Origin of the sequence: uncultured Cyclobacterium sp. (assembly GCF_963977555.1) — a bacterium.
In the GTDB taxonomy this organism is placed as follows: Bacteria; Bacteroidota; Bacteroidia; order Cytophagales; family Cyclobacteriaceae; genus Cyclobacterium.
Window position 1 is genome coordinate 1 of record NZ_CAXBPD010000034.1, and the last position, 23,078, is coordinate 23,078.

Below are 23,078 nucleotides of genomic sequence, written 5' to 3' on the forward strand. Positions count from 1 at the left end.
TTCAACACTGCATTCAGACTAGGCTGTTCCAGCCGTCAGAATGCTTAGTTATTGGCTGCTGTACTATTTTAGCTTTTTAAGTAGGTTCTTGATTTCAGTCGAGGTGAGGTCTATTTTGTCAACACCGTCAATCCGAATTATTTTTGTGACTTTTGTCTTTTTACCTTTTTTCCGTTCCTCAATACTAATAGCTTCAATTCTATTTTTCCCCGTTTCTGGTTTATGTCGCTTGTCATCATTTTTTTTCATTAACTCTGAAATAATTAGAATTAGTCCACCTACTACGGTCACAAACTCAATAGCTTTCATTGTAACGTCAAAAATGAATTCGGGTCCGCTTTCGTGTTCAATGTAAAATATTTTATTTCCATCATTGGTGGTAATCAATGCTGAATTATTGTCTATGTCAACATCTGCGAAATCGGATTGCTTAGTTTTTAAATAATTTTTGAAATCTTTATAGTCCCAACCCGAAGCATAAGCATTTTCATATTCATTATTATCATTGGTTCTAACTGGTCTTAGCTTTATAGAAACCGTGTCAGTTGGCAAAATATTTAATGCCTCACTTGCGTCATCGATTTGGCTATCGTAAACATTTTCATGTAAATGTTCTGCAAAATGTTTTTTCATTCTATTAATTTTGGTTGTAAGATTAAAGAATTTATTTCAAATTGAGGGGTCTCCAAGTATAGCAGCTAACAAGTAGCTATGTTGACCAGTTGATTTGCGTATAAACGGACTATGCACCCAACGCTTTAGTTAGTTTTTTCTTTGTCAAATTAACTATTTAGGACAAAGAATCAAGCATAGAAATAACACTTTTACATAAACGGAAGGAATATATTTGGAAACAAGTACACTTATAGGCCCGAAAAGATTGATTTCCACAAAATTAATATGCTAAACAGAAGCATATTAAGGTAAAACAAAAATTTATATCGATTAACAATTCAAAAATCACCCAATCAAATCATCCTCCACAAATTCAGATGCGGATAAATCTTCTTTACTGCTAAAACTCAGGTTTTGGGACAGTTCAAAAAGATGGGCTTCGGTTTCGAAAAAATGCATCATATAGCCTGCGGTGTTTACAAAAGCTACAAAATCACCTATGGCCGGCAATTGCGGCAGGGAGATTTTTCGCTTGAGCAATACATCCCTTTCTAAACAGTAGGCCCCAGTAAAAAACACCTCTACAGGTCCGCTTTTCTTTGCCTCGTCCACATATATAACATAGGGATCCAAAAGAAAATCTTCGCTGGAACTCATCATCTGACTCATGTTCATCTCCAAACCTACCAGCCACTGTCCTTTGGCATCCTGTTTTCTATGGGCGACTTTGGCCAGGGTCATTCCTACCTGGTTCAGCAGGGAACGACCTGGCTCTATTCTGATCTCCAGGTTTAAGGCTTTTAGCCTATGGGCATTGACATCTCCTGATTCCGAGTCTTTAAAGTCCAAAACTTCTTTTAGAAAAGCAGGGCCATTGGTGGTGTTAAAGAATGGGTAGGTTTTGAGTTTACCGCTTAGTTCATTGTTGATCATTTCATAGCCTAGGCCATGTCCATTGAAAGTTAGCGGATTCTCATTGGCCTTCACTCCTTCTTGTAGGGCCTGGTCAAAGGCTTTCCATTGGGTTTCGCTTTCCAGGTAATTCATCAATATCCCTCCACCCATGTCTATAAAGTCGATTTGATAGTCATTGGCATTGAGTCGACCTGACAGCCTAATACAATCTGAAAGGGCCTTCCCACGCTGTAGGGTGGAGTAGCCGTCCAAGTGAAAATGAAAGCCTTGAAGGTTAAGGTTTTTGAAAAGCTTGTTTTCTCCAAAATAAGCCAAAACAAAGTCTTCCACGGCAGCAATGTCGAAACCAAAACGGCTGTAAAGTTTGGTGCCTTCCACATTAAAGCCACTGGTTCGGATGCCCACAATGGCCTGTTGATTCATTTCCGCGGCGATCCTTTGGGCTTGTTCGCATTCATCCCAATTGTCCAAAATAATGGGGACTTGGGTTTGAATAGCCAACGCATACTGTTCTTTGGTTTTAATCGCAGAAGTAAGTACCAGGTTGCGGCCATTTCCGCCCAAAGAAATGGATTGTTCCAATTCCCTTAAGCTTGCCGTATCCACTCCTATTCCATCGCTCAAGGCCTGCTTGACCAAGGATTTAGATTTATTGGCTTTCCGGGCGTAATAAAGCTGGTGCCTTAAACCATAGGATTCAAAAAGGTTTTTGAAGGTAATGATATTGTCAGAAAATGAGGGTAGGTGGTGCAAGTTAATGGGGGAACCATGTTTTTCTATCAGTTCACCGATTATTTTCTGGTCTTTAAAAATGCCATGCATCCAATTGGATGTAATGGCTGTCAGGCCTCCTTCCGGATTACCTTTGGTATAATTAGGTTTCATTTTCAATACAATTGTTTACGCTTTCGTTCAATTTAACTGCTAGTGCAACTTCTTCAGCCCAATGGGAAGCGAAATTGTTTCGCTTTCTGGAAAGGGTGTCATTGTCTAAGGTTAGCCCCTCTGTAGGCGTGCCATAAAGGGCAATCCCTTCCTGCACGCTTCCCTCTTTTGCAATTATTTGTCCCTGCTTATTAATGTCCATACATCCGGGGGTATAAGTGCCCCCAGAGGAATTTGTGAATTTTCTTCCAAGGCCATTTTGTAAGATAGAATGATATAGCGTACCGGCTACTACCCTTTCATTATTTCTCGGGATTCTGGCATTGATCAAATAGTCTATGGCAAGTTCCCTTTTGTTTTCAGTCCTTAAAAATCCATAAGTACCCGAACCTTTATCGACCACAAATTCCGTACCTCGAACAAAATTTAAATCCACTAATCCTGCTTCGGAAAGTGCCAGTAATTTTTTAAAGTTTTTTACGGGGGGGCCATAAGCCATGCGATTGAATAAGTTAAAATAATATCCATCAAACAGTCTGTGAGAATCCGCATCCAAGCCCCCAAAACTGTAAATTTCATTGAATATATCGCTAATCTTACGCCAGCGACCTAATACCGCGCTCAAAGGGCTTTTTTCGGGACCCTTTTCTGCTTCCATTAGCAGAATTTCCATATAATTAAGCAGTACCGAATGCGACAATGCAGACTGCCCGGCAAAAGGATCCACCAATTTTTCCCAGTTGAACCTTTCCGCTTGAGGATAAGCTTTATGGAAAGGTTCAATTTGCTCGCTAATGCGTTCAAATTCGGAATAGTAAAGTAATCTCCACCGGTATTTTTTGAAAAGCAATCGGTAATAGCTGTAGGTGAATTCTTTTATCAGTAGGGGAAGGAGGTTTTTTTCAAAGGAAGCAGGTTTTTCGCTTATGAGAGAAGCAATGTTTTCTTTGGTAAAAAAACCAAGTGGCAGCTTGTCTTCTTCCGTTCCCGTTCGAGGCATCATGGGCAGACCCGTCCTAGAGTAAGGGTAAATTTTACCTGGTTCTTTTCCGGAAGTTATATAAGTTAATTTTCCTGAATCCTCACTCTTAAACTTCCCTCCCCTGCCTTCGGTGAGGGCTAGAATGGCATCGATACTGGTTAAACCAAATCCTTTAACCGCCACCTTTGCACCCATTTCAATGGATGCCAAAGCCAAATCTGTAGGATATATAAAATCAATGAACCTGCCTTTTTTCTTATTTTCCAAAAACCCGGCACCACACCCTAAATGTCCAGTGGTCAATAATACTTTATTAAAGGCTGGGAGTTTGTTTTGCGCTTCCCCTTCCGTAAATAGCCGGTAATTATCCCCTTTCTTCTCAATCCCCGTAACCGTGCTGATGTGTTTTACCACCTGAATATTTTCTGGCAAATGATGGCATAAATCGGAAAATCCTTCCATCAAATAGCTACCCACCATTGCCCTTGAGGCGAAGCCATCTTCCTTTACCGCTGTTGGGCTTTCATTTATATTTTTCAGCCATGAGACAAAATCGTGCCTTGAATCAAGTACAGAAGAAGGGGGCTCATCCGTCCAGCAATTGATATTCTTGTTCGCATAGTTCATTAGCAAATAAGATGCTTGATCGGGACGATAGACATTTCCGGCCGCAAAGAATGGGTTTTGATTGAACAGGTATATGGCTACTGGGTGCTGAATAGCACCTGCATTGAGCTGAGCTACCAGACGTTCAAATGCATAAAAACCCTTAGGCCCCAGACCTACGATTGCTATATTGAAAGTTGAAACATCCTGTATATTATCTGCCTCGGCTCCTACCATCCAATGGAAGTTTTTAACATTGGTTCACTTTCAGGGAAATTGGACAATACCCAATCTGGATTGTAAATGGTGTCGAGATACCGCTCTCCCCTATCTGCCAAAAGAAACACACAATTACTGGAATTGGGAATGTATTTGATGTATCGATCAATGGCCGCAATTACTCCTCCTGTAGAACCTCCACAGAGGATTCCTTCTTTTTTAAGCAAGGACCAGCAGCCTTCAATACAATCCAGGTCACTCACCTTCACATGGCCCTCAAATTTTTGAGTATCTACAAACTGGGATTGTACACCTGCCCCATGTCCTGGTATAAGTCGTGGGGCTGCTTTCCCTCCAAACAAAACACTTCCTAAAGCATCCACGGCGATCACTTTTGTTCCTAGATTATGCTCCTTGATATAATCTGCATAGCCCATTAATGTACCGCAGGTGCTTGTAGAAACAAAGAGATAATCCACGGCTCCTCCCAGGTCCCTCATAATTTCGTCTATGGTTTTATGATGTGCCAAAGGGTTGTTGGGGTTACCATATTGGTTGGTCCAAAAACTGTTAGGTATAGCATGCAGAAGCTCCTGTACCCTATTTAAACGGGCCGCTAGAAAACCACCTTTTTTAGCAGGGGTATTTACATATTCCAGTTGAGCGCCATAGGTCTTCAATAGCTTTTCGGTATGTGCGTTCAAATTAGGATCGACCACCACGATCAACTGTAAGCCGTAATGAATACACGCCTGTGCAAGGCCTAAGGCCATATTACCAGAACTAGATTCTATAATGGTGTCCCCTTTATTTATCCTTCCTTCTTCAAGTGCTTTTTTGACTATAAAAATCGAAGTCCTGTCCTTCAAACTTCCGGAGGGATTAGCGGCCTCCAATTTACCATAAAACGAGGCATGACTGGCTGGAAAAAGTTTATCCAGACGCACTAGGGGAGTCTCCCCTATTGTTGCAACTATATTATTGGCAACATTCAAAACATTAGTAGTCGTAATCATAACTTTTATGTTCTAATCGATGAAATCAAAGTTAATTGATAATTTATATTTACATAATGCATAAATTTTATGCCAGTTTACAAATCATATTTCGGAATTCCTGAATTAAGAAAGTGAGGTTCCTTAAAATTTCTCACCTTCCGGTAACCTAAGTCTTGCATTATATGTTAACAATTCATGCATAAACACGTCTTTCTTCTCTTAATGAAAGAAATGGAATATTTTGATATATATTAAAATAGCTTCTGTTCCCCCTATAAATTTTAAATCTATCTCGTTTTTATATTGGCTAATAATACGCCCTTTTTATATTTATAGAAATCATCCATTGAGCTAAAACATTGGTGCTACCTTGGAATACTTTTACCAGTTAGCATTTAGATAGTGTCAAAAAAAATTCTATTTGCATCAATAATTTAGGATTAATTGGGTTCTTCCCAATTCCCTAATAAAACGCTATTCGGTAGGATTCGAAGGTACTTTGAGTCAAGAAGCAATTTGGAGACTTTATTAAAGCGAGAGACTGCTGCATCCATTATTTTCTATAAAGACACCAAAAATGGGTTTTGGGTGACGATTTTCGATCTCAACTTTTATTAAATTGTTTTAACTTTGACAACAAAGCTTTAAAACCCTATGATCCATGCGTAGAATTGTTACCAATATTTATTCCAATGACCTGGAGAAAAGCAAACGCTTTTATATGGATTTTCTGGACATGGAATTGGCCATGAACATGGGCTGGATACTGACATTTGTCTCAAAAGAAAACCCTACGGCACAAATCTCAATCTTAAAAAAAATGGACAATTCGCCCTTGGATAATTCTGCAATTTTCCTATCTATAGAAGTATCAGAAATCGACAATTGGTATAAAAAGGCCAAGCAACAAAAAATTGACATCGAATACCCTATCACGAATGAAAACTGGGGAGTCAGGCGCTTTTTTATTAAAGACCCAAATGGGGCGACTATTAATTTATTAAGCCATTTAAAATGATCATTTATCTGCCATTCTAACTTACTGAAGGCATTTTAAACCAACTTTTTGAACTACCTTTATCATTTCAGGTTGCTCAAATAAGAAAATCTCCTGATTCAAAATTCCATCACACAATTTAAACCCTAAAATGAAAAAGCTTTTATTTTTACTCCCCATAATCCTCACTCTACTCGTTCCTTTTTCAGCAAAAGCACAAATTGATCCAGATAAAACTGGGGCCTGGTACATGTATTTTTTCAATACATCATTCAATGAAAGTAGCTGGGGTTTTCAAGGAGATATTCAATACCGCAACTGGAACAAAGGAGGAGACCTTGAACAATTGTTGTTACGTGGGGGACTGACCTATAAACCTAAGAAAACAAACATTAAATTTACGCTGGGCCTTGCCAATATCACCTCAGGCGTTTACGGGGATGACAAAAGCACTTCATCAGAGACCAGAATATACCAGGAAGCCCTTTTCCCTTCCCAATTTGGCAACCGCTTTTATGCCACCCATAGATTTCGCTATGAGCAGCGATTTGTTGAAAATCAGGATTTCAGAACACGCTACAGGTACAATTTATTTTTAAACATCCCTTTGAATAAAGCTGCCATGGTAAAAAACACCCTCTACCTGGCTCTTTACAATGAAATATTTATCAATGGTCAGCGGGCTATTGGGAAGGGGAATTCGGTTGAAATTTTTGATCGCAACAGGTTTTATGCAGCCTTGGGGTATATGGTCAATAAAGACCTGAAAATCCAACTTGGAGGCATGCGACAATCCACAGATAGCTGGAGTAAAAATCAACTGCAGTTTAGTTTACACCATGATATTTAATCCATGAAGGACCAATGCTGCCTGATATAGCTACTGGGGGTAGTTTTTAGTGAAAAGGCTTGTCTATTGAAAATATTTCCCTGGATTTTTTTTAAATGCTATAATAACCTGAGTACGGCTAAAGCATTTGACTTGTTAATAACTTGCTATTCTCGTTGAAATCCACCTTTAAGAGAAAGGGGATTTAGTTTTTTTCAGGACGAACGAGCACAAATCTGATTTTGCATTTCTCCATCCATATCAATTCCACCAAACGAGCATAAATTCATTATGCCGCTAATTCTCAATCTGGCAAAGGGCCGCAGTACCTGTCCCGGAAGAACTGGGAGGAATTTTTCTTAAACACTTCCTAAAATCGAAGTATGGTAAATAAAAAAAATAAGCCGGAATAAACCGGCTTATTTAATATTCCTAAAAAAGACATTAAAAATTTATTCGTTCAATACATCAATATGGGTATCGAACTCACTAACATTCCCTTCCTCATCTTCTACGGTAAATACCACATGATATTCTCCAGCAGTGGCATTGGCAGGAACATCTATGTGCTCATGAAATTCAACTTCAGACAATTCATGATAGCCTTCTTCAAATTCTTTTTCATAATCCCAAGAAATTTCTCCGTCCGCTGGACTTAAGCCATGGGCGTGAACATCAAAGGTGACGGAATGAATGCCATGGGCAGCTGCTATTAAAAATTCCACATGGAAATCTTCTCCCCTTACAACTTCAGCATCCATTTCAAACCCACTAATATGAACCAAATTCCTTATCTCTAGGTGCCCTTCAATCTCAGAAGTATTGCCTGCAATATCTGTAACCTCTAATACCACATGGTATTCTCCTGCCGGAGCTGTAGCCGGGATGTCAATATGCTCATGAAATGCCGGATTCTTCACCAAATACTTGGGATCCGTATAGACTTTTTCAAAGTCCCACTCTGTTTCGCCTTCACCCACTTCTAGGTCATGTGCATGAATACTTACTGTAATGGACGCCACATTGGCATTTGCAATAATGGTAGCCTCCATGTGCAAATCAGTTCCACGATAGGCCACAGGTTCTGTAGAATGGGAGCTCCCTTCGCCCATTTCAAAGCCAGAAATGGTCGCCGGATCAAAGGTCATGTCCTCATCTTCCTGGCAGGAAAACATTGCCAAAGCCAAAAGAGGAATTAAAAATGCTTGTCTAAGTGTCTTCATTTTAAATTGATTTTTTTAATTGGTTAATTAATGCAATATTGTTGCACAAACATAATGCAATATGATTGCATATACAAGATTTGAGCTCTCTTTAAAGTGGAATTTTTTATTTAAGTTATATTTCCATTTGCAACATTGTTTCAATGCTGATATAACCTATATTTGCAATTATGTTGCATAAGGTGCAAAGGTAATATTGCCTATAGGCTCCTTCTATTCTGTATTTATAAATACCCAATCAGCACAGAAACACATTTAGACCAATACCATTCAAATCATGAAAAAAAAAATCAACCATTACCTAACTGCCGCTATAGCTGTTTTAATACTGGCCTCATGTCAGGAAAATCCTGATCCAATTTTACCTTCCCCCACCATTGACAATGTTGAAATTGGTTTAAACAATGATGAAATCGGAGTAATAGGACGTGATTTTCACCTCAATGCGGACATTTTAGCGGGAGAATTAATTGAGCAGGTACAAGTACAAATTATTCCAATTGCTGGAGAGACCTATGAAAGCTTTTGGAAATTCGAAATAACCTGGGAGGAATACAAAGGCTCCAAAAACGCCAATATTCATAAACACTTTGACATCCCTGAAGATGCGGTAGAAGGCATTTTTGATTTCCTTATTATCATCAAGGATCAAAATGGCACAAGCACTGAAGAAAAGCGAAGTATTACCATTTACAATCTAGAAAATTTGCCTGTAGCCCCTAGCTGAAAATTTCAATTTAACTGGTCAAGGAAATTGTTGCAAGGCTTGCTTTTGCTCTCAAGCTTTTATAATGGCTACCTATATGTCTTTAATCACTAGATGAAGCAAAGTTTCTTTTAGTAAGATGACTCAAAAAAAATGTTTATTTTTCGAAACGTTTTTATTCTATTAAAAATATATCGAGGGGTTTTAAATAGAGTTACGTCTAATCTTACAAAGAAACTATTATGGTAAATTATAAACTTTTAGCTTTGCTCTTTGTCGCTTTTGCAATAGCTTCATCTTGCAGAAATAAGCCTCAGGAAATTCCAATTACAGATGATTTAGTGGTAGATTTAGACCCTTCCCTTTTCGTGACGGGTACCAGCGTTTCCATTGTTCCCTGCACACTTTCAAATGGCATATCGAAATTTTAAAGCATGTAGGGTAATACTTAACCAGCGTGATCAAAACCACTAAACCATTTCCAATTCTATAGAGATCCTGCATTAATAACAACAGTAAAGATGATAGGGATACTATCGGATAAATCCAAAAATATCCCTACCTCCTATTCCTGTTTAAAATTACCTTCCTCGTCTATTCTTATCCTTATTACACAGCAAGTTCTGTTAAAGTTGAAGTATTAAGTGTTCTTTGGGTGCCACTTGTTTTATTACTATAAAAAAACTCCCATTCCAATGTTTTTTTATACTTAAATATTTCATTTTCCTGTTCGGGATCCATCACCATTAGGTAAATCCATTCGTTGTCAAGAAGGGATTTCAGCTGATCGTTTCTCTCCAAAATATCCGTTACTCGATTGATAGGAGCTTGAATCGTCACGGTCAATCGCAAAGGCTGGTGATACACTCCATTATCGGAACTGTACAAAGATTGAAGGGGGAGCCCCATTTTGAGGTCACCCCCATTCCCTTGCACTACTCCAAATTTGCCTGTAATGTTGAGGGTAATTTTAGAACCCCCTCCGTAAACATTGTTGTCTACAGTAGAAAAATAGTAATGGTTATTGATCCACTGGGTTACAACCATTGGCCCCTGCATAATGCCTTCCAAAGCTTTGCCGGTAGTATCCACTTGCCAATCGTAAGAATGAAGGAAACAGCGACTGTCAAGATTGGTGTTTTTGGTCAAGTCTCGAGGCCCCACAATAAAGCCTGCATTTTTGGCCAGCCCCCATTCTGGACGTGTTTCTCCCCAATTGCTTGCTTTTACTTGCGCCTTTGAAAGACTATTGCCGTTGGCTCCAAGTCTATTTTGCGTAGCGCTGTGCTGGGCTTTCCAAAGGTTCGCTTTCAAATCTTCTATTAGCAATTTATGCATATCTGGTGCTTCGGAATCAAACAATACAATCTCGTCTGTCGTAGTGTTGTGCTCAGCCCCTAGAAAGAGCGTATTTTCCGGAATTAAAAGACCATGAACTTCTGCCAAAGCTCTTCTTACCTGAAGCAAATTGGCAAGTTTCGCCAACATACGGGCATTGTGCCGCCCAGGACTTGCTGCACATGCTCCACAGTCCAAACTTGAGCCAAACGGGTTGTTGGCAGAGTGACTACCATGCCCTACAAACAAAACCAAAGGCGCAAATTGTTTCCAACCCATAAGGTCAAAAGCAGCTTTAACTATGGATACCTTTTCCTCCAAAGACACTTCGGGTAACTCCGCTTTCACTTGACTTGTGTTCGTGATATCAGGTTGGCAGGTAGCTTCCATTGAAGAACCTTTCTGCTGATTTTTTCTGTAAATTGCTCCAGGGATTAAGGTTCTTGCCAGTAGCGACAGGCCATAAAAGACGCCCGACCCCTCCACATACCCAAAGGCCGAAGGCAGCATGTTTTTCATTCTTTTAAGAAAATAATCAACAAATTTTATGCGTTCATTTTTCTTTTCAAAGGAGAGGAATCGCCCTTTTTTATCCACTTGGCCTGACTCTGATACAGTGTAGGCTGATGAAACAATTGGCGGACAAGATTTTCGGGTAATGCCATCTATTGGACTTTGGTAGTCCATGGCAATCCCGAAAAAACCTGCATATCCGAAGGTTTCGTAATTCCCTACGGACTCTACATGTCGTCGTATTAATTCAGACCGGGTATCAATACAAAAGACCATCTGAGCATCAGGCACTTCAGGTGTATCATTGAGTTCGCTGGCATTAGCCCCATTCTCCAAACTCTTGAACAATTGATTTTGCCAGCTTTGCTCCCAGGCTTGAAGCCAAATATATTGAAGCTTCAATAAAAAACCGTTGGTGTTGGCTTCCTTTTCTTCTGGAAGCAGGGTTAGACCCAATTTCTGGACAATCCATAATCGGACAGCTAAATAATCCATCAAATCAATAGGGAATTCTTGCTGCCATTCAGAATTGGATTCCCTGCGGTGCTTGATGTATCCGACCCAGCCAGGAAGTGCTGCCAAATGATGGCTAAATATTTTAACGTACTCTTTTTCAGAATAACCGGTAAGTAGTAGGTCCAATGCTGCTTCACTAGATTTTGGAAGATCTTTTAAAGATGAAGCCTCAAACGCTGTATCGTAAATGACTAAAAGTCTCCATGCCTTATAAAAACCTTCGCTTTTATAAGGCATTTCCCACTCGGCAAGCCCTTCATCCATAAAAGCAGACAACCATTTTACCATTAAACGATCCACCTGGTGGTTGGCATTAACATTTGCCGATCCTTGGTGACTTTCCAATACTTTGAGGTAGTTATCCGGAGATTCGGATAAACCATTTTCCTTCAAAATCTGATCCAAAACCTTCAAATCAATAGCTCCCTTTTCCCAAGCCTGACGATAATGATTTGCTGCTGGAAAAACATTGGCATTGAATTGTTTTTGAGCTGCGCTGACAGCTTCCAGAAAAGGTACTTTTTCGTACCCTGCCAAAGGATTGGAAGCAACGAAAGTATACAAGGGCCAAGTTTTTCCTATTACTTCTGCAGCTTTATCAATACTGGTTAATAAATACTGGTTCATATTGATTTTGATTTATACATTAGAATGGATTTTTTATATGGCTGGGACAGGTTCATTAATTTGACATAAAGCCAAGGGATTTTTTTATAAACCCCAAGTTTCATAATGAAAAACCCGATTAGAAATATCGCCCCAAATATGATTTGGACTGAGGTCAAAGGCAAAGGCTGCGCAACCATGGGCATACCAGCCATAAGTATGCTTACGCCATTGTACATCAAAGCGTAAATACCTATTCCTGCGATGAAAAGCAGCGGTGGTACTACTATTTTCTGCATTATTGAAAGGCTTTTCTCTTTCACTATATTGTAGGTTGCCTGTCCTACTGTGATGGCCACAATGAGGGTTAGCAACAAGCCACTATTTAGCAAGAGTCCTTTCCCGGTCCAGCTTGCAAAGAGATAAGCTCCGAGCGCTCCAAACAACAAAACAATTACCGCTTGCAGTGATTGGATTCTTAATGGAATTTGCTGCTTAGGTTTTGTTTGTGCTATTTCTTCTCCGGAGGACAAGAATAAGTAAGCCTTATAAAAACCATGCAGCATTAAATGAACCACTGCTGCATTAAAAAATCCTAAACCACATTGCATAATCATAAAACCCATTTGGGCAATGGTAGAGCATCCCAATTTTTGTTTGACATTTACCTGAAGCAATTTTGCGAATTGTGCAATAATGGCCGTGAAACCACCAATAATAAAAAGGACATATAAAGTGTTTGAGGCAAATAGGAGGCTAGCGAAAAGCGCCAACAAAATGCCTGCCCCATTCACAAAGCCTGCGTGCATCAACGCAGAAGCAGGGGTTGGTGCGGTCATTGCAGAGAGTAACCAGCGATGAAAAGGATACATGGCCGATTGTACAATGGCTGCCCCGATGACACAAAGCGCCGATAGCTGCAATAAATAAAATGGCATTTCAACAACGACTTCAGCAATCCCTGAGATTGTAAATTGTCCACTATAAAGAGCCAAAGGAATTAAGCCAATTGCCAGAAAGATGGTCCCTGCAAAAAAATATTGCTGCGTAAACCTAGCTGCCTCTTTAGCCTCTCCCCAGTTTTTGTCTATACCAATCAATTGAGACATTAAAACCCCCATGATAAACCAGCTAAAAATCAAAAGAAGGACATGCTGGGCCATGACCAATAGCATCACAGACAAAGAAAAACTTAAACAGAGAAACATAAACCTGGAGTGAAATTTAAATCCTGCGAGATAAGTTCCTGCATAACTGCTGACAATGGCACTAAAAAAGCTGACGGTAGTCCAGATCAAAATGGTAAATCCGTTGATCCTTAATAGGTTATCCCAAGCCCAATCAGGCATCTTGTTGAAATTAAGGAACAGAAATAGGGCGTTCCCAATAAACAGAAGCCACAACAATAAAGTCACAATGCGTACAGCAAATGGCTTTTTTAGGAAAGTGTCTGTACCCATAACTTTTTGAGCACTGCTTAAATCTAAATTCTTTTCAGTTGTCATTTCTAAGTTTTTATCGATTTCGGATTTGTAGGTGCTCCACTTATAAGAAGCATTACATCAGTTGATTTTGACGCTTATGCTTGGTCTTTATTTGAAGTACTTTCGATACCTTCTCGTAATATTTTAAATGCATAGGCGATCCCTAAAATGAAACTGCCTGATAAAATATGATCCAAGAACAAGTGATAATTGTAATAGGGCATTGCGAAAATTAATACCAGAATAAGTAGTCCTGAGATTGAAAGGGTAAGGTTTTCCATGAGATGTATTTTTTGCTCTTGAATGAAATTAAATGGCAACAGAAATTTCCAGTACCCCATTAATGCTTAGTTTTTGACCAAGGCCTCTCGAAATGTTTATAAATTCCTGCGCCTTCTTTTTTTCCATTTCTAATTCTTGAATTCTAACATCCAAATGCGCTGTTTTGGATCCGTGATTGCCTTCCCAAATTTGAAGTCTTTGGATTTTGTGAAAATTGATCTTCTCATCAATCAAACCCATAAGTACATGTGTGGCTTCCGAGGCAGTAAACTCACCCTTTACCAATTGGATTTTCTGTGTCGTCTTTGCTAATTGTGTTTTTTCTTTGGTTTCCATTTTACCTGATTATTAATGACTTCAATTGTTTTATTTTCTTTTAACAGCACAAAGATTAGCTATAAAAACCATTAATTTTTATTTATATTTGTTATGTTATGTATAAGAAATATTTATGAATTACACTTTACACCAACTCCATATCTTTCTTAAGATTTCTGATTTACAGAGCATTACAAAAGCTTCAGAAGCCCTGCATTTGACTCAACCAGCAGTTTCTATACAGTTAAAAAATTTCCAGGATCAATTTCCAATCCCGCTCACAGAGGTAGTAGGAAGACAGTTATATGTTACTGATTTTGGCAGGGAGATAGCAAAGGCTGCTGAGAAAATACTCAATGAGGTATATGCCATAAATTATAAAACGCTAGCCTACAAAGGGCAACTTTCCGGTCGGCTAAAAATCTCTATTGTCTCCACGGGGAAATATGTCATGCCCTATTTTCTATCCGATTTTATCAATCAAAATGAGGGGGTCGATTTGACAATGGACGTGACGAATAAATCGAGTGTATTGGAAAGTCTGGAATTAAACGAGGTCGATTTCGCCTTGGTTTCTGTACTTCCCAAGAAACTAAAAGTCAATAAAATAGCCCTGATGGAGAACAAACTATTTTATGTTTCAAGCAATAAATTGGAAATAAAGAAAAGTCTGACCAAGAAAAAACTATTTGAACAAACGCCTTTAATCTTTAGAGAACAAGGCTCTGCAACACGTAATGCCATGGAGTCCTTCATAGCGAGAAACAACTATTCGGCCCGTAAAAAGATGGAATTGACTTCCAATGAAGCCGTTAAGCAAGCTGTTATTTCGGGATTAGGATGTTCAATCATGCCACTTATTGGCATCAGAAATGAATTAAGCAACAAGGACTTACAAATTATTCCCGTAAAAGGCCTACCATTACGTACGGAGTGGAATTTAATTTGGCTAAAGTCGAAAAAATTATCACCTGCGGCTTTGGCCTATATTGAATTTTTGAACAAAAATAAGGAGCTAATAATTAATGAGAAGTTTTCATGGGTCAATTTATTTTAAAATGACAATATTATAGGCGGGAATAAAAGGACCCATTTTTAGCAATTCGCACTGCCCGTAGCCAAACTTAGGATTTTTAGCTTTTAGCTGAAGCATTTACCCTTCTGACTTTATTTCTATCTCAATGGGCAAAAGAAGACCTGACTTTAAATGTCAGGTCTTCTTTTAATTTCTTATACCCAATTACCAAATGGAGTTTAACTCATGGATTTCCCGGTATTTTATTAGTGTTTAATTTTTGCTAAAAAAGGCAATTCCCGGTTTTTGTTGATTGGAATCATATGGGGTAACCATTACTTGCTGACCGCCATTTATAAACACTACTATAGAGTTAATATCAACAATAAACTCTAAATCGATTGTGTAGAAAATGGCTGTATAATTTTACTCTGTTTTAAAAGCCTTAACCTCAGACCAATCACTCCAATTCAAATTTTGATCCCTATAGCGAACCCGCCAAAAATAGGTCGTATTTGGATTCAGGCGCTCCGTTTTTTCATCGGTTAAATCATCGTCTTTTTGTCGATTCTCTTTATAGTACCAATTTTCAAATTGCTGCCAACTCTCGTAGGTTAAATTTTCAAAATTATCTGATTTTGACACCTGCCAATGGGAGGCGGCGTGAAAAGTACCTGTATAATCACTTTTAAATGGTCCGGCTTTCAGAACCGCTCCGGTGATAGAAACTCCATTTCCGGAGGGTGATATGCCTTGAGGAACATTAGGTTTACGTTCTTTTCTCCAAACTGTAATGCTATCCCTCAATTCATTTTCCCGATGTTCGATGGTATTGCCACGACTGATGCGCTTAATGGTGAATTTTGGATCAGCCCTATCTCCGTCCACAGACACCATTACAAATCCGTACTCATCTTGAGTAACGGTAAACTCATCATAATCTCTACCTTCAAATTCTCCCCAATTGTCTATTGCTCCACCTGCTGAAGCCACATTGATCCAAAGGTGTTTGTGGTCTCTGGACTGCCCTCTGGAGTACCCGTGGGTATGTCCAAAAAAGTGAATGCTAGGCTTTCCGCTTTTGGTGGAAAACTGTTCCAGTTCTTTCACAATCTTACCGGTAAAATCTTCTTCTCCAGGAATCCATAGTTCGGATTTGAAGGGATGATGCAATTGGGCAAAAACAAAGTCAATTTTATCGTCTTTCTCTGTGTTTGCGAGTAATTCTTTCAGCCAGTCAAGTTGTTCTGACAAATTCCTGTACCCATCATTTGAATCCAATCCAATAACGCGGGTATTTCCATAATCTTTGTACCACCAATGCTCTGCATAGGCTGGGGTACCATTCTCAGGCAAACTAAAGTATTTAAAATAAAAGACTGAATTCCGCTCATGATTTCCTGGCACCGGATACACGGGAACTTCAGAAAACAATTTCTCTGCCGGGTTAAAAAAGTGTTCCTTCCATTGATAAAATTTAGATCCTGTTTGGACCAAGTCTCCCGGTATAAGCACCATGGCCAAGTTATCAGGCAATGACCCGCCAAACTCTTTCTTGAGATAACCAATAACCCCTTCATTCACGATTTCACTAAATTTATCCGGCTGATTGTGGTCATACTGCATGTCACTCATTGCCACTATTTTAAAATCCTCCCCATCATTAGAAAAAGGTGGCGTTTTAAATTGAAAGATATCTGAGCGAGTATTCCCGGTTCGCACTCGGTAATAATACTCAGTAAATCGCTCTAAGCCTGTTATTTTAACCGTGTGCACTTGTACATCATCAAAATTGATTGCTTCAGAAGTACCCAAAGCTTTATTATTTAGCTCAGGGCTTGTGCCCCATTCCACAATACTTTCTTCCCCTTCTGAAGTTTGCCACATTATAATGGCAGAATTGGGTTCTACATCTTGTAGGTAGGGTTTAATCTCTATTACCTGTGCCATTGACTGAAAGCAAACGCATGCTAACAACGAGAAAAAAGCTGACTTGAACTTCATTATCAATTTTAATTATTTTTTGTTTTGGTAAAAGGTAAGGCCATAAAATTCCAAAATGAAATCCTATACCCTACAATAAGGTGATTTTTCTAAAGAATAGAAAATAAAATGCGGAAAAATGGGCTATCTTCAAGCTGATTCCCCATTTATTATTGACTTTCCATTGGGTGAAATTTTATAAGAGCGTGCAATATTAGGAAAGTTCTATCTTTAATAAACCGAAATAAAGGTTAAGTTTTCATTATGTTTTTCAACAAAAGCTTGATGGCCTTTTTGAAGAGAACCTATTGTCAATACTTTATTTGTTACATGCCCTTCACCACCAATTATTATGTTCAATTGATTGCAAAATAAATTTTATCCAAGACCCCTAAAAAGGCAAGTGGCTGTCAGGACAAAACACCAAAAAAACAGCATAAGTATTCTCATCCGAAAATTGATTTGAAATACTGAAACTTATTTTTATTTAATACTAGCGTGAAAAGATTAAGGGAAAAGATAATTAGAGCAAGACCAAAAACCTTTCCTCCATCACCTGCCACCACTATTCCAAGGGGACCTAAATGACTTACAATCGCTCCGGAAATCACAAGAAGACTGGCAATTGTTGCATAGAATGAAGTTTTAGGAAGGAGAAGCAAAATTGCGCAGACCAATTCAACCAATCCTATGGCATATCTCCCAAAAGGCTCTAACCCTAATTTGGTGAAAATATACACCGAATCGGGGTGTGAGGAAAACTTAAAAAAGAGCGTTTGCAGGTAAATAATTGCAACAATGGTATTGGCTATAATTGTGACTTTATTTGTTGATAGTTTCATTTTGCATTAATTATATTGTTCCAGTTTTTATCTGCACTTATTTTAAGCTTTTCCTCATCCTCATTCCAAGAAGTCAGTGTATTGTTAAAATAGGCATTGTAAAAAAGGAAAAGTTTCCCCTCCTTTACCTTGAAAGTTTTTGGATTGATATCCACCTTTTCGCCATAATCCCCCATGGCAAATGCACAATATCCACCATATTGTGGCAGGTACTGCTCAGGAGATTTTCTAAAAGTTGCAAGGTTTTTATCAGAGGAAAAATAATAGGTAGCTCCATAGTATTTGTAGGAGAAGTTTTTTGTTCCCTTTACCGCTTTGCTCTCAGAAAAATAACTGACGAGGTCATACCCTTTGACTGCTAATCCATTCTCAAGGTTTAGATGGGTTTCGGATTGGTAAAGTGAAAACTGAAATAGAACAATAACCGCAGTTACTGTATTGAAAAGAAAGGATACCATGCTATTACTTTTTTAATGAAACCCAAAATTAGGTAAAGCAATAATCACCAAATGTAATTTACTTTACATTAATGTAACATTTCCTCCAATTTTTTCAGCTCCGGTATTTCTATGGATTTTCTTGAATAGTGAATGAGCTTTTTTTCTTCCAGCTTCTTAATGAGAGAAATTATCGTTTGTCTGGTACTACAAATGATCTGCGCAAGGTCTGCTTGGGTAAGGTAATTTTCAAGGTGGGTTTCTTTGTCCAGTAATTGACCTTCAGCATGTGCCCATTCAAGGAGAAAACTAATAAATCTATGTTCTGCTGATTTTAGAAAAAGGTTGGAATAATTGTTGGATATTCTTTTAAACTTTAACCCAATAAATTTGATGTATTTAAGTGCCAATTCCGGTTTTCTCATGATTAGAGACTCAAAGTCTCTGACAGTAAAACTGCACAAAACCACATTTTGGGTTAAAACTATTCCGTAATCGTTGCGACCTTCTTTTCCTTCCATTATCGAAGGAAACTGCCCAAAAATATCCCCTTTTCTCACGATTTCCTGTAAGACCTCTTCACCATCTTGATCTACGCTTACCACTTTAATTACCCCTTTCTTAAGAAAAAAAATCATGGGCTCATTTTCCGATTCGAAAAAAACGAGCTCTCCTTTTTTACCTTTTTTAAAACCGGTAATAACACATAAACTCTTAAGATCCCTATAACTTATTTGTCTAAAGAATTTGTGGTCGCGCAAATACCAAAACGTTAAATCAATCGAGTTTTTCACCTAAAATAAATATTATCTCCACAAAAATCTGTCTACAATTTGGACTCCCAAGTTACACATTTTTACCTTACTATAGGAAAAACTGATGTTAGCCCTCAACAAATCAAATGCACCTACCGAATCATTATTCACTATCAAATCAATTCATACTCCTTTAATTATAAGAGCTTTCGGAAAACCCACCCCATAAATTCAATCTCAGCCCATACTACAGAAAAACCACTTAGCCCCTAAAGATCCGGTTAGTTACAACAACTTCCCATCAATAGTAGGCGCTTATTGGCTCTACTCAATTGCACAGCATTATAGACACAAAACAGCCTGATTATTACCGATTATATGACGCTGTAGGTACCCTATTCTTCAATTTGGGATTAACGCCTTCAGATAGATTAACCTAAAAGCTAAGCCAATAGCAAATTGCCTGAATTTATATTAAGACTTACAGGGTATTTTGTAAAGTAAAATTGTCGGGTAAAAACTATTACCACTTAAAATAGAGGGACAAAATATAGGAGTTTACCTTTTAAAAAGTAAGCTTTTCCAACTTGAACAAGACCTTTCCCAAAAGACCAAAACCTATCCCCTCCTTAGTTAGAGAAAAGTTAGAATTTCACCTCACCTCATTTACTACTATACTAAAATTAACTCAGGTCTATTATGACAAAATTTTTGATTATGTTTGATATAATAAATAAAAAAATAACCTAACCTCCGATGATGAAAATAATTACCGCCTTAAAAAAACAATCTTTTTTGCTGGCAGGGGCATACCTGCTATTGGCCTTTTCTTGCACTTCTTCAAACGAGGGCCTTCACATTCAAACCAATTCCACAATAGCCATCGATCAGGATGACAACCAAGACAGCATCAGAATCAAAGCAGCCCATGTGGTACCTACAAATAATCAGTATGAGGCTTTGAAAGATGAGTTCATTGCCTTTGTTCATTTTGGACCAAACACCTTTACGGCTAAAGAATGGGGATCAGGAATGGAAGATCCTGCAGTTTTTGACTTAAAAGAAGTTGACACAGACCAATGGTGTGAAGCAATGAAAGCCGCAGGCATGACCAAAGTGATTTTTACAGCTAAACACCATGATGGCTTTGTCCTATGGCAATCCAGGTATACACAGCATGGGCTCATGTCCACTGGCTTTAGAGAGGGTAAAGGGGATGTTCTTAAAGACCTGTCTGCATCCTGCAAAAAATACGGCCTTGAATTGGGTATATACCTTTCTCCGGCGGATTTGTACCAAATAGAAAACCCTGAAGGGCTTTATGGCAACCTAAGTAAAAAGTCCAAGAGAACCATCCCAAGCCCCATAAAGGACAGACCCTTCCAAAACACAAAAACCTTTGAATTTGAAGTGGATGACTACAATGAATATTTCCTAAATCAGCTTTTCGAATTACTGACGGAATATGGACCAGTAACGGAAGTCTGGTTTGATGGTGCTCATCCCAAAACAAAAGGAGGGCAAACTTATAACTATGCCTCTTGGAAGGAATTGATTAGAACACTGGCACCCGAAGCTGTAATTTTCGGAAGACAGGACATCAGGTGGGGTGGCAATGAATCCGGAAAAACCAGGGAAATTGAATGGAATGTTATTCCTTATCAAGAAGACCCTAATCAGTTGAATCGTTTCAATGACATCACCGGAGAAGATGTTGCCAGCTTGGAGAAATTAAACAGCGCCAATTACCTGCATTACCAACCGGCGGAGACCAATACTTCTATCCGTGAAGGTTGGTTTTATAGGAATGATCATGAGCAAGGTGTAAGGAGTGCAGATGATGTCTTTGACATGTATGAAAGAGCTGTAGGCGGAAATTCTATTTTTCTACTAAACATCCCTCCCAATACGGAAGGAAAATTTCCCGATAGGGATGTAAAGGTATTGGAGGAAGTGGGCAATCGCATAAAAAACACATACAGCAACAATTTACTCGCAACAGCCAGTGGTCCAGGCCAAGTTTTAGATAATGATGACCAAAGTTATTTGTTACTGGACAAAGAAAAGTCCTTTGAAATAGTTTTAGAGACTCCTATCAAATTAAACAGGTTTGTCATTCAGGAAGCCATAGCCACTCATGGTGAAAGGGTATCCGCTTTTTCTTTGGAAGCCATGCTTGAGGGGGATTGGAAGACAATTGCCGAGGGTAATAATATTGGTTACAAAAACATCTTACGCTTTCCGGAAATAACCACCGACCAACTCCGTGTCAATGTACTCGATGAAAGACTGGAACCTGCCATAAGCCATGTGTCTGCCTTTTACTATAAAACCCGCCCTCCACAGCTGATTATTGAAAGAAGCATCGAAGGCATGGTTAGCATTGAGGCACAAAAAGCAGATTTTGGATGGAAAACCTATGCGCAAGACATTGCAGGAAGTCTCAATAGAGACCTGAGCATTAGATATACCTTAGATGGTACCGAGCCCACCGCCGAATCCACCCTATATGAAGAACCATTCTATTTGGCACATGGAGAAGTAAAGGCAGCTGCGTTCGGTAAAGAGGATCAGGGAGCTGTAGCCTCGATTTTGTTTGGAGCCGTAAAAAAGAGCTGGACACTTTTAGCCTCTTCAGCATCAGTAAATGGGTATGAAGCAACCAAGGCAATTGATGGTAAAAAAGAAACTTATTGGAAAGCAAAAGCCGAGGAAAAACCGCAGATAACAATTGACTTGGGAGAACAATTAACATTAACAGGCTTTACCTATTTGCCCCCTTTAAAGGACAAGGAAGGAATGATAGCCTTAGGGAATATTTATTACAGTTCAGATGGATCAAACTGGCAAATACTAGAGAGTTTTGAATTTGGAAACCTAATCAATGACCCCTCGCTAAGGAGACATGATTTTGAAGAACCGGTAGATGCCAAGTATTTGAAACTAGAGGCAGTAAGAATTGCCGGAGGTCATGGTTTCGCTGCAATAGCAGAACTTGGACTTTTGGTAAAATAGGGCTAAGTTTTAATTAAATATAACTCAAGAGCTGCCAAGCTAATAATAGCAGTGGAAAAAATTCCACTGCTATTATTAGCCCCAATTATGTAAGAAATCAATTTTTTTTACACTTTGGTAGTTTCGGAAAGAGCTTAAGTTTCGACTGCAAATTAGCTATTCTTAACTCACCTTTCGATCTCTTAAGGGATCTCCGGCTGCCGATATTTTTAATTTGACATTCTTTTCGAACAGCAGAAGGACGATCTTCAAAATACTCAACATGAACAATTTTCCATGGTATCCCGCCTTTTGTAGATTTATTCCGACCTGATTGATGACGGTCAAAACGCTCTACATGATTTTTACTCTGACCCACATAATAACGGTCAAGGGAAACAGAGTACAATAGGTAGACAGAATAATTCATAAAAAATGCCAGACCGAGTGATCCCAGCCTGGCTTCTCGTCGGGGTGGCCGGATTTGAACCGACGACCTCTTGCACCCCATGCAAGCACGCTACCGAGCTGCGCTACACCCCGAGATTTATTTTATTGTTACTATTCCTATTTTATCAGGACTTCGATCAGACGACCCTCCTGACTTTTGTCAGGACACGCTACCGAGCTGCTCTACACCCCGAGATTTTATCAATATCAAACATCCGTTTATGTTTGACTAATTAGGAAAGGCAAATTTAATTTATTTTTGATCAATTAAAAGCGATTCAAATCAAAAATAATAACAGAAATGTTACTTGAAGAATTGTAATTATAATCCAGCAATAATTAAAAAAAATAATTTCACTATAACTACTTGATTTAGAAGATCATTTTTTTCCAACCAAAAAATATTTGAAAAAACCATCTCCTCATGTTTGGAAAAAATTAAGTAACCTGTTATGTTTGCATCTCAATTAAGGCAAAGGCCTTAAATAAACAACAAATTCTCTCCTTAGCTCAGCTGGTTAGAGCATCTGATCCCGGTCAACCGGGAAGGGTCCTTAAAGCTTTTTGTTC

General features: G+C 38.7%; 19 protein-coding genes and 1 tRNA gene. 5 read left to right on the forward strand and 15 right to left on the reverse strand.

From position 1 onward, the window contains the following. Positions 1-63: 63 nt before the first annotated feature. From AAC073_RS24275 to sbnA, 4 genes are all read right to left on the reverse strand, one after another. Positions 64-633 carry a hypothetical protein gene (locus AAC073_RS24275; protein WP_339926382.1) on the reverse strand — a complete coding sequence of 190 codons (570 nt, stop codon included), beginning with the start codon at positions 631-633 and terminating at the stop codon, positions 64-66. Between the two features lie 327 nt (positions 634-960). Further along, positions 961-2,415: a Y4yA family PLP-dependent enzyme gene (locus AAC073_RS24280; RefSeq protein WP_339926383.1), complete on the reverse strand. Its 1,455-nt coding sequence runs from the start codon at positions 2,413-2,415 to the stop codon at positions 961-963. Continuing rightward, positions 2,405-4,240 (reverse strand): FAD/NAD(P)-binding protein, encoded by a 1,836-nt coding sequence (locus AAC073_RS24285; protein ID WP_339926384.1) that lies wholly within the window; start codon positions 4,238-4,240, stop codon positions 2,405-2,407. The genes AAC073_RS24280 and AAC073_RS24285 overlap by 11 nt, the downstream gene beginning before the upstream one ends. Further along, positions 4,234-5,238, reverse strand: coding sequence for a 2,3-diaminopropionate biosynthesis protein SbnA (gene sbnA / locus AAC073_RS24290; protein ID WP_339926385.1), 1,005 nt, complete (start codon positions 5,236-5,238; stop codon positions 4,234-4,236). Before sbnA ends, AAC073_RS24285 begins: the two co-directional genes overlap by 7 nt. A 643-nt stretch (positions 5,239-5,881) precedes the next feature. Here sbnA and AAC073_RS24295 point away from each other — a divergent pair. Next, a complete protein-coding gene (locus AAC073_RS24295; RefSeq protein WP_339926386.1) occupies positions 5,882-6,238 on the forward strand; it encodes a VOC family protein in 357 nt (118 codons plus the stop codon). A gap of 130 nt (positions 6,239-6,368) precedes the next feature. Next, on the forward strand, positions 6,369-7,067 hold the full coding sequence (locus tag AAC073_RS24300; protein ID WP_339926387.1) for a DUF2490 domain-containing protein: 699 nt from the start codon (positions 6,369-6,371) through the stop codon (positions 7,065-7,067). Positions 7,068-7,498: 431 nt separating this feature from the next. Here the strand turns inward: AAC073_RS24300 and AAC073_RS24305 are convergent, their stop codons facing one another. Continuing rightward, entirely contained in the window at positions 7,499-8,269 is a 771-nt protein-coding gene (locus AAC073_RS24305) for a DUF4625 domain-containing protein (RefSeq protein ID WP_339926388.1), read from the reverse strand. 277 nt (positions 8,270-8,546) lie between these two features. Between AAC073_RS24305 and AAC073_RS24310 the strand changes: the two genes are divergently transcribed. Continuing rightward, positions 8,547-8,996: a DUF4625 domain-containing protein gene (locus AAC073_RS24310; RefSeq protein WP_339926389.1), complete on the forward strand. Its 450-nt coding sequence runs from the start codon at positions 8,547-8,549 to the stop codon at positions 8,994-8,996. A 588-nt stretch (positions 8,997-9,584) separates the two neighbouring features. On the opposite strand, the gene AAC073_RS24315 is transcribed toward AAC073_RS24310, so the two are convergent. The 4 genes from AAC073_RS24315 to AAC073_RS24330 form a co-directional block, all read right to left on the reverse strand. Further along, positions 9,585-11,969 carry a DUF2309 domain-containing protein gene (locus AAC073_RS24315; RefSeq protein ID WP_339926390.1) on the reverse strand — a complete coding sequence of 795 codons (2,385 nt, stop codon included), beginning with the start codon at positions 11,967-11,969 and terminating at the stop codon, positions 9,585-9,587. Further along, the gene (locus AAC073_RS24320; RefSeq protein ID WP_339926391.1) at positions 11,966-13,453 is read right to left on the reverse strand and encodes a proton-conducting transporter membrane subunit; all 1,488 of its coding nucleotides are present in this window, start codon (positions 13,451-13,453) and stop codon (positions 11,966-11,968) included. The genes AAC073_RS24315 and AAC073_RS24320 overlap by 4 nt, the downstream gene beginning before the upstream one ends. 74 nt (positions 13,454-13,527) lie before the next feature. Next, the gene (locus AAC073_RS24325; protein ID WP_339926392.1) at positions 13,528-13,713 is read right to left on the reverse strand and encodes a hypothetical protein; all 186 of its coding nucleotides are present in this window, start codon (positions 13,711-13,713) and stop codon (positions 13,528-13,530) included. A gap of 28 nt (positions 13,714-13,741) precedes the next feature. Further along, entirely contained in the window at positions 13,742-14,050 is a 309-nt protein-coding gene (locus AAC073_RS24330) for a hypothetical protein (RefSeq protein WP_339926393.1), read from the reverse strand. Between the two features lie 115 nt (positions 14,051-14,165). On the opposite strand from AAC073_RS24330, the gene AAC073_RS24335 reads away from it, so the two are divergent. Then, complete coding sequence (locus AAC073_RS24335; RefSeq protein WP_339926394.1) at positions 14,166-15,089, forward strand: LysR family transcriptional regulator; 924 nt, start codon at positions 14,166-14,168, stop codon at positions 15,087-15,089. A 384-nt stretch (positions 15,090-15,473) separates the two neighbouring features. Here the strand turns inward: AAC073_RS24335 and AAC073_RS24340 are convergent, their stop codons facing one another. From AAC073_RS24340 to AAC073_RS24355, 4 genes are all read right to left on the reverse strand, one after another. Continuing rightward, the gene (locus AAC073_RS24340) at positions 15,474-16,997 is read right to left on the reverse strand and encodes a fibronectin type III domain-containing protein (RefSeq protein ID WP_339926395.1); all 1,524 of its coding nucleotides are present in this window, start codon (positions 16,995-16,997) and stop codon (positions 15,474-15,476) included. A gap of 479 nt (positions 16,998-17,476) precedes the next feature. Next, on the reverse strand, positions 17,477-17,872 hold the full coding sequence (locus AAC073_RS24345; RefSeq protein WP_339926396.1) for a DoxX family protein: 396 nt from the start codon (positions 17,870-17,872) through the stop codon (positions 17,477-17,479). After that, positions 17,869-18,330 (reverse strand): YHS domain-containing (seleno)protein, encoded by a 462-nt coding sequence (locus AAC073_RS24350; protein WP_339926397.1) that lies wholly within the window; start codon positions 18,328-18,330, stop codon positions 17,869-17,871. Before AAC073_RS24350 ends, AAC073_RS24345 begins: the two co-directional genes overlap by 4 nt. Positions 18,331-18,398: 68 nt before the next feature. After that, positions 18,399-19,103, reverse strand: coding sequence for a Crp/Fnr family transcriptional regulator (locus AAC073_RS24355; RefSeq protein ID WP_339926398.1), 705 nt, complete (start codon positions 19,101-19,103; stop codon positions 18,399-18,401). Between the two features lie 717 nt (positions 19,104-19,820). Here AAC073_RS24355 and AAC073_RS24360 point away from each other — a divergent pair. Continuing rightward, the gene (locus tag AAC073_RS24360; protein ID WP_339926399.1) at positions 19,821-22,079 is read left to right on the forward strand and encodes an alpha-L-fucosidase; all 2,259 of its coding nucleotides are present in this window, start codon (positions 19,821-19,823) and stop codon (positions 22,077-22,079) included. Positions 22,080-22,176: 97 nt separating this feature from the next. Here AAC073_RS24360 and AAC073_RS24365 read toward each other — a convergent pair whose 3' ends face one another. Both AAC073_RS24365 and AAC073_RS24370 read right to left on the reverse strand, forming a co-directional pair. Then, positions 22,177-22,569: a GIY-YIG nuclease family protein gene (locus AAC073_RS24365; protein ID WP_339926400.1), complete on the reverse strand. Its 393-nt coding sequence runs from the start codon at positions 22,567-22,569 to the stop codon at positions 22,177-22,179. Beyond that, a tRNA-Pro gene (locus AAC073_RS24370) sits at positions 22,528-22,601 on the reverse strand. The genes AAC073_RS24365 and AAC073_RS24370 overlap by 42 nt, the downstream gene beginning before the upstream one ends. Positions 22,602-23,078: the final 477 nt, after the last annotated feature.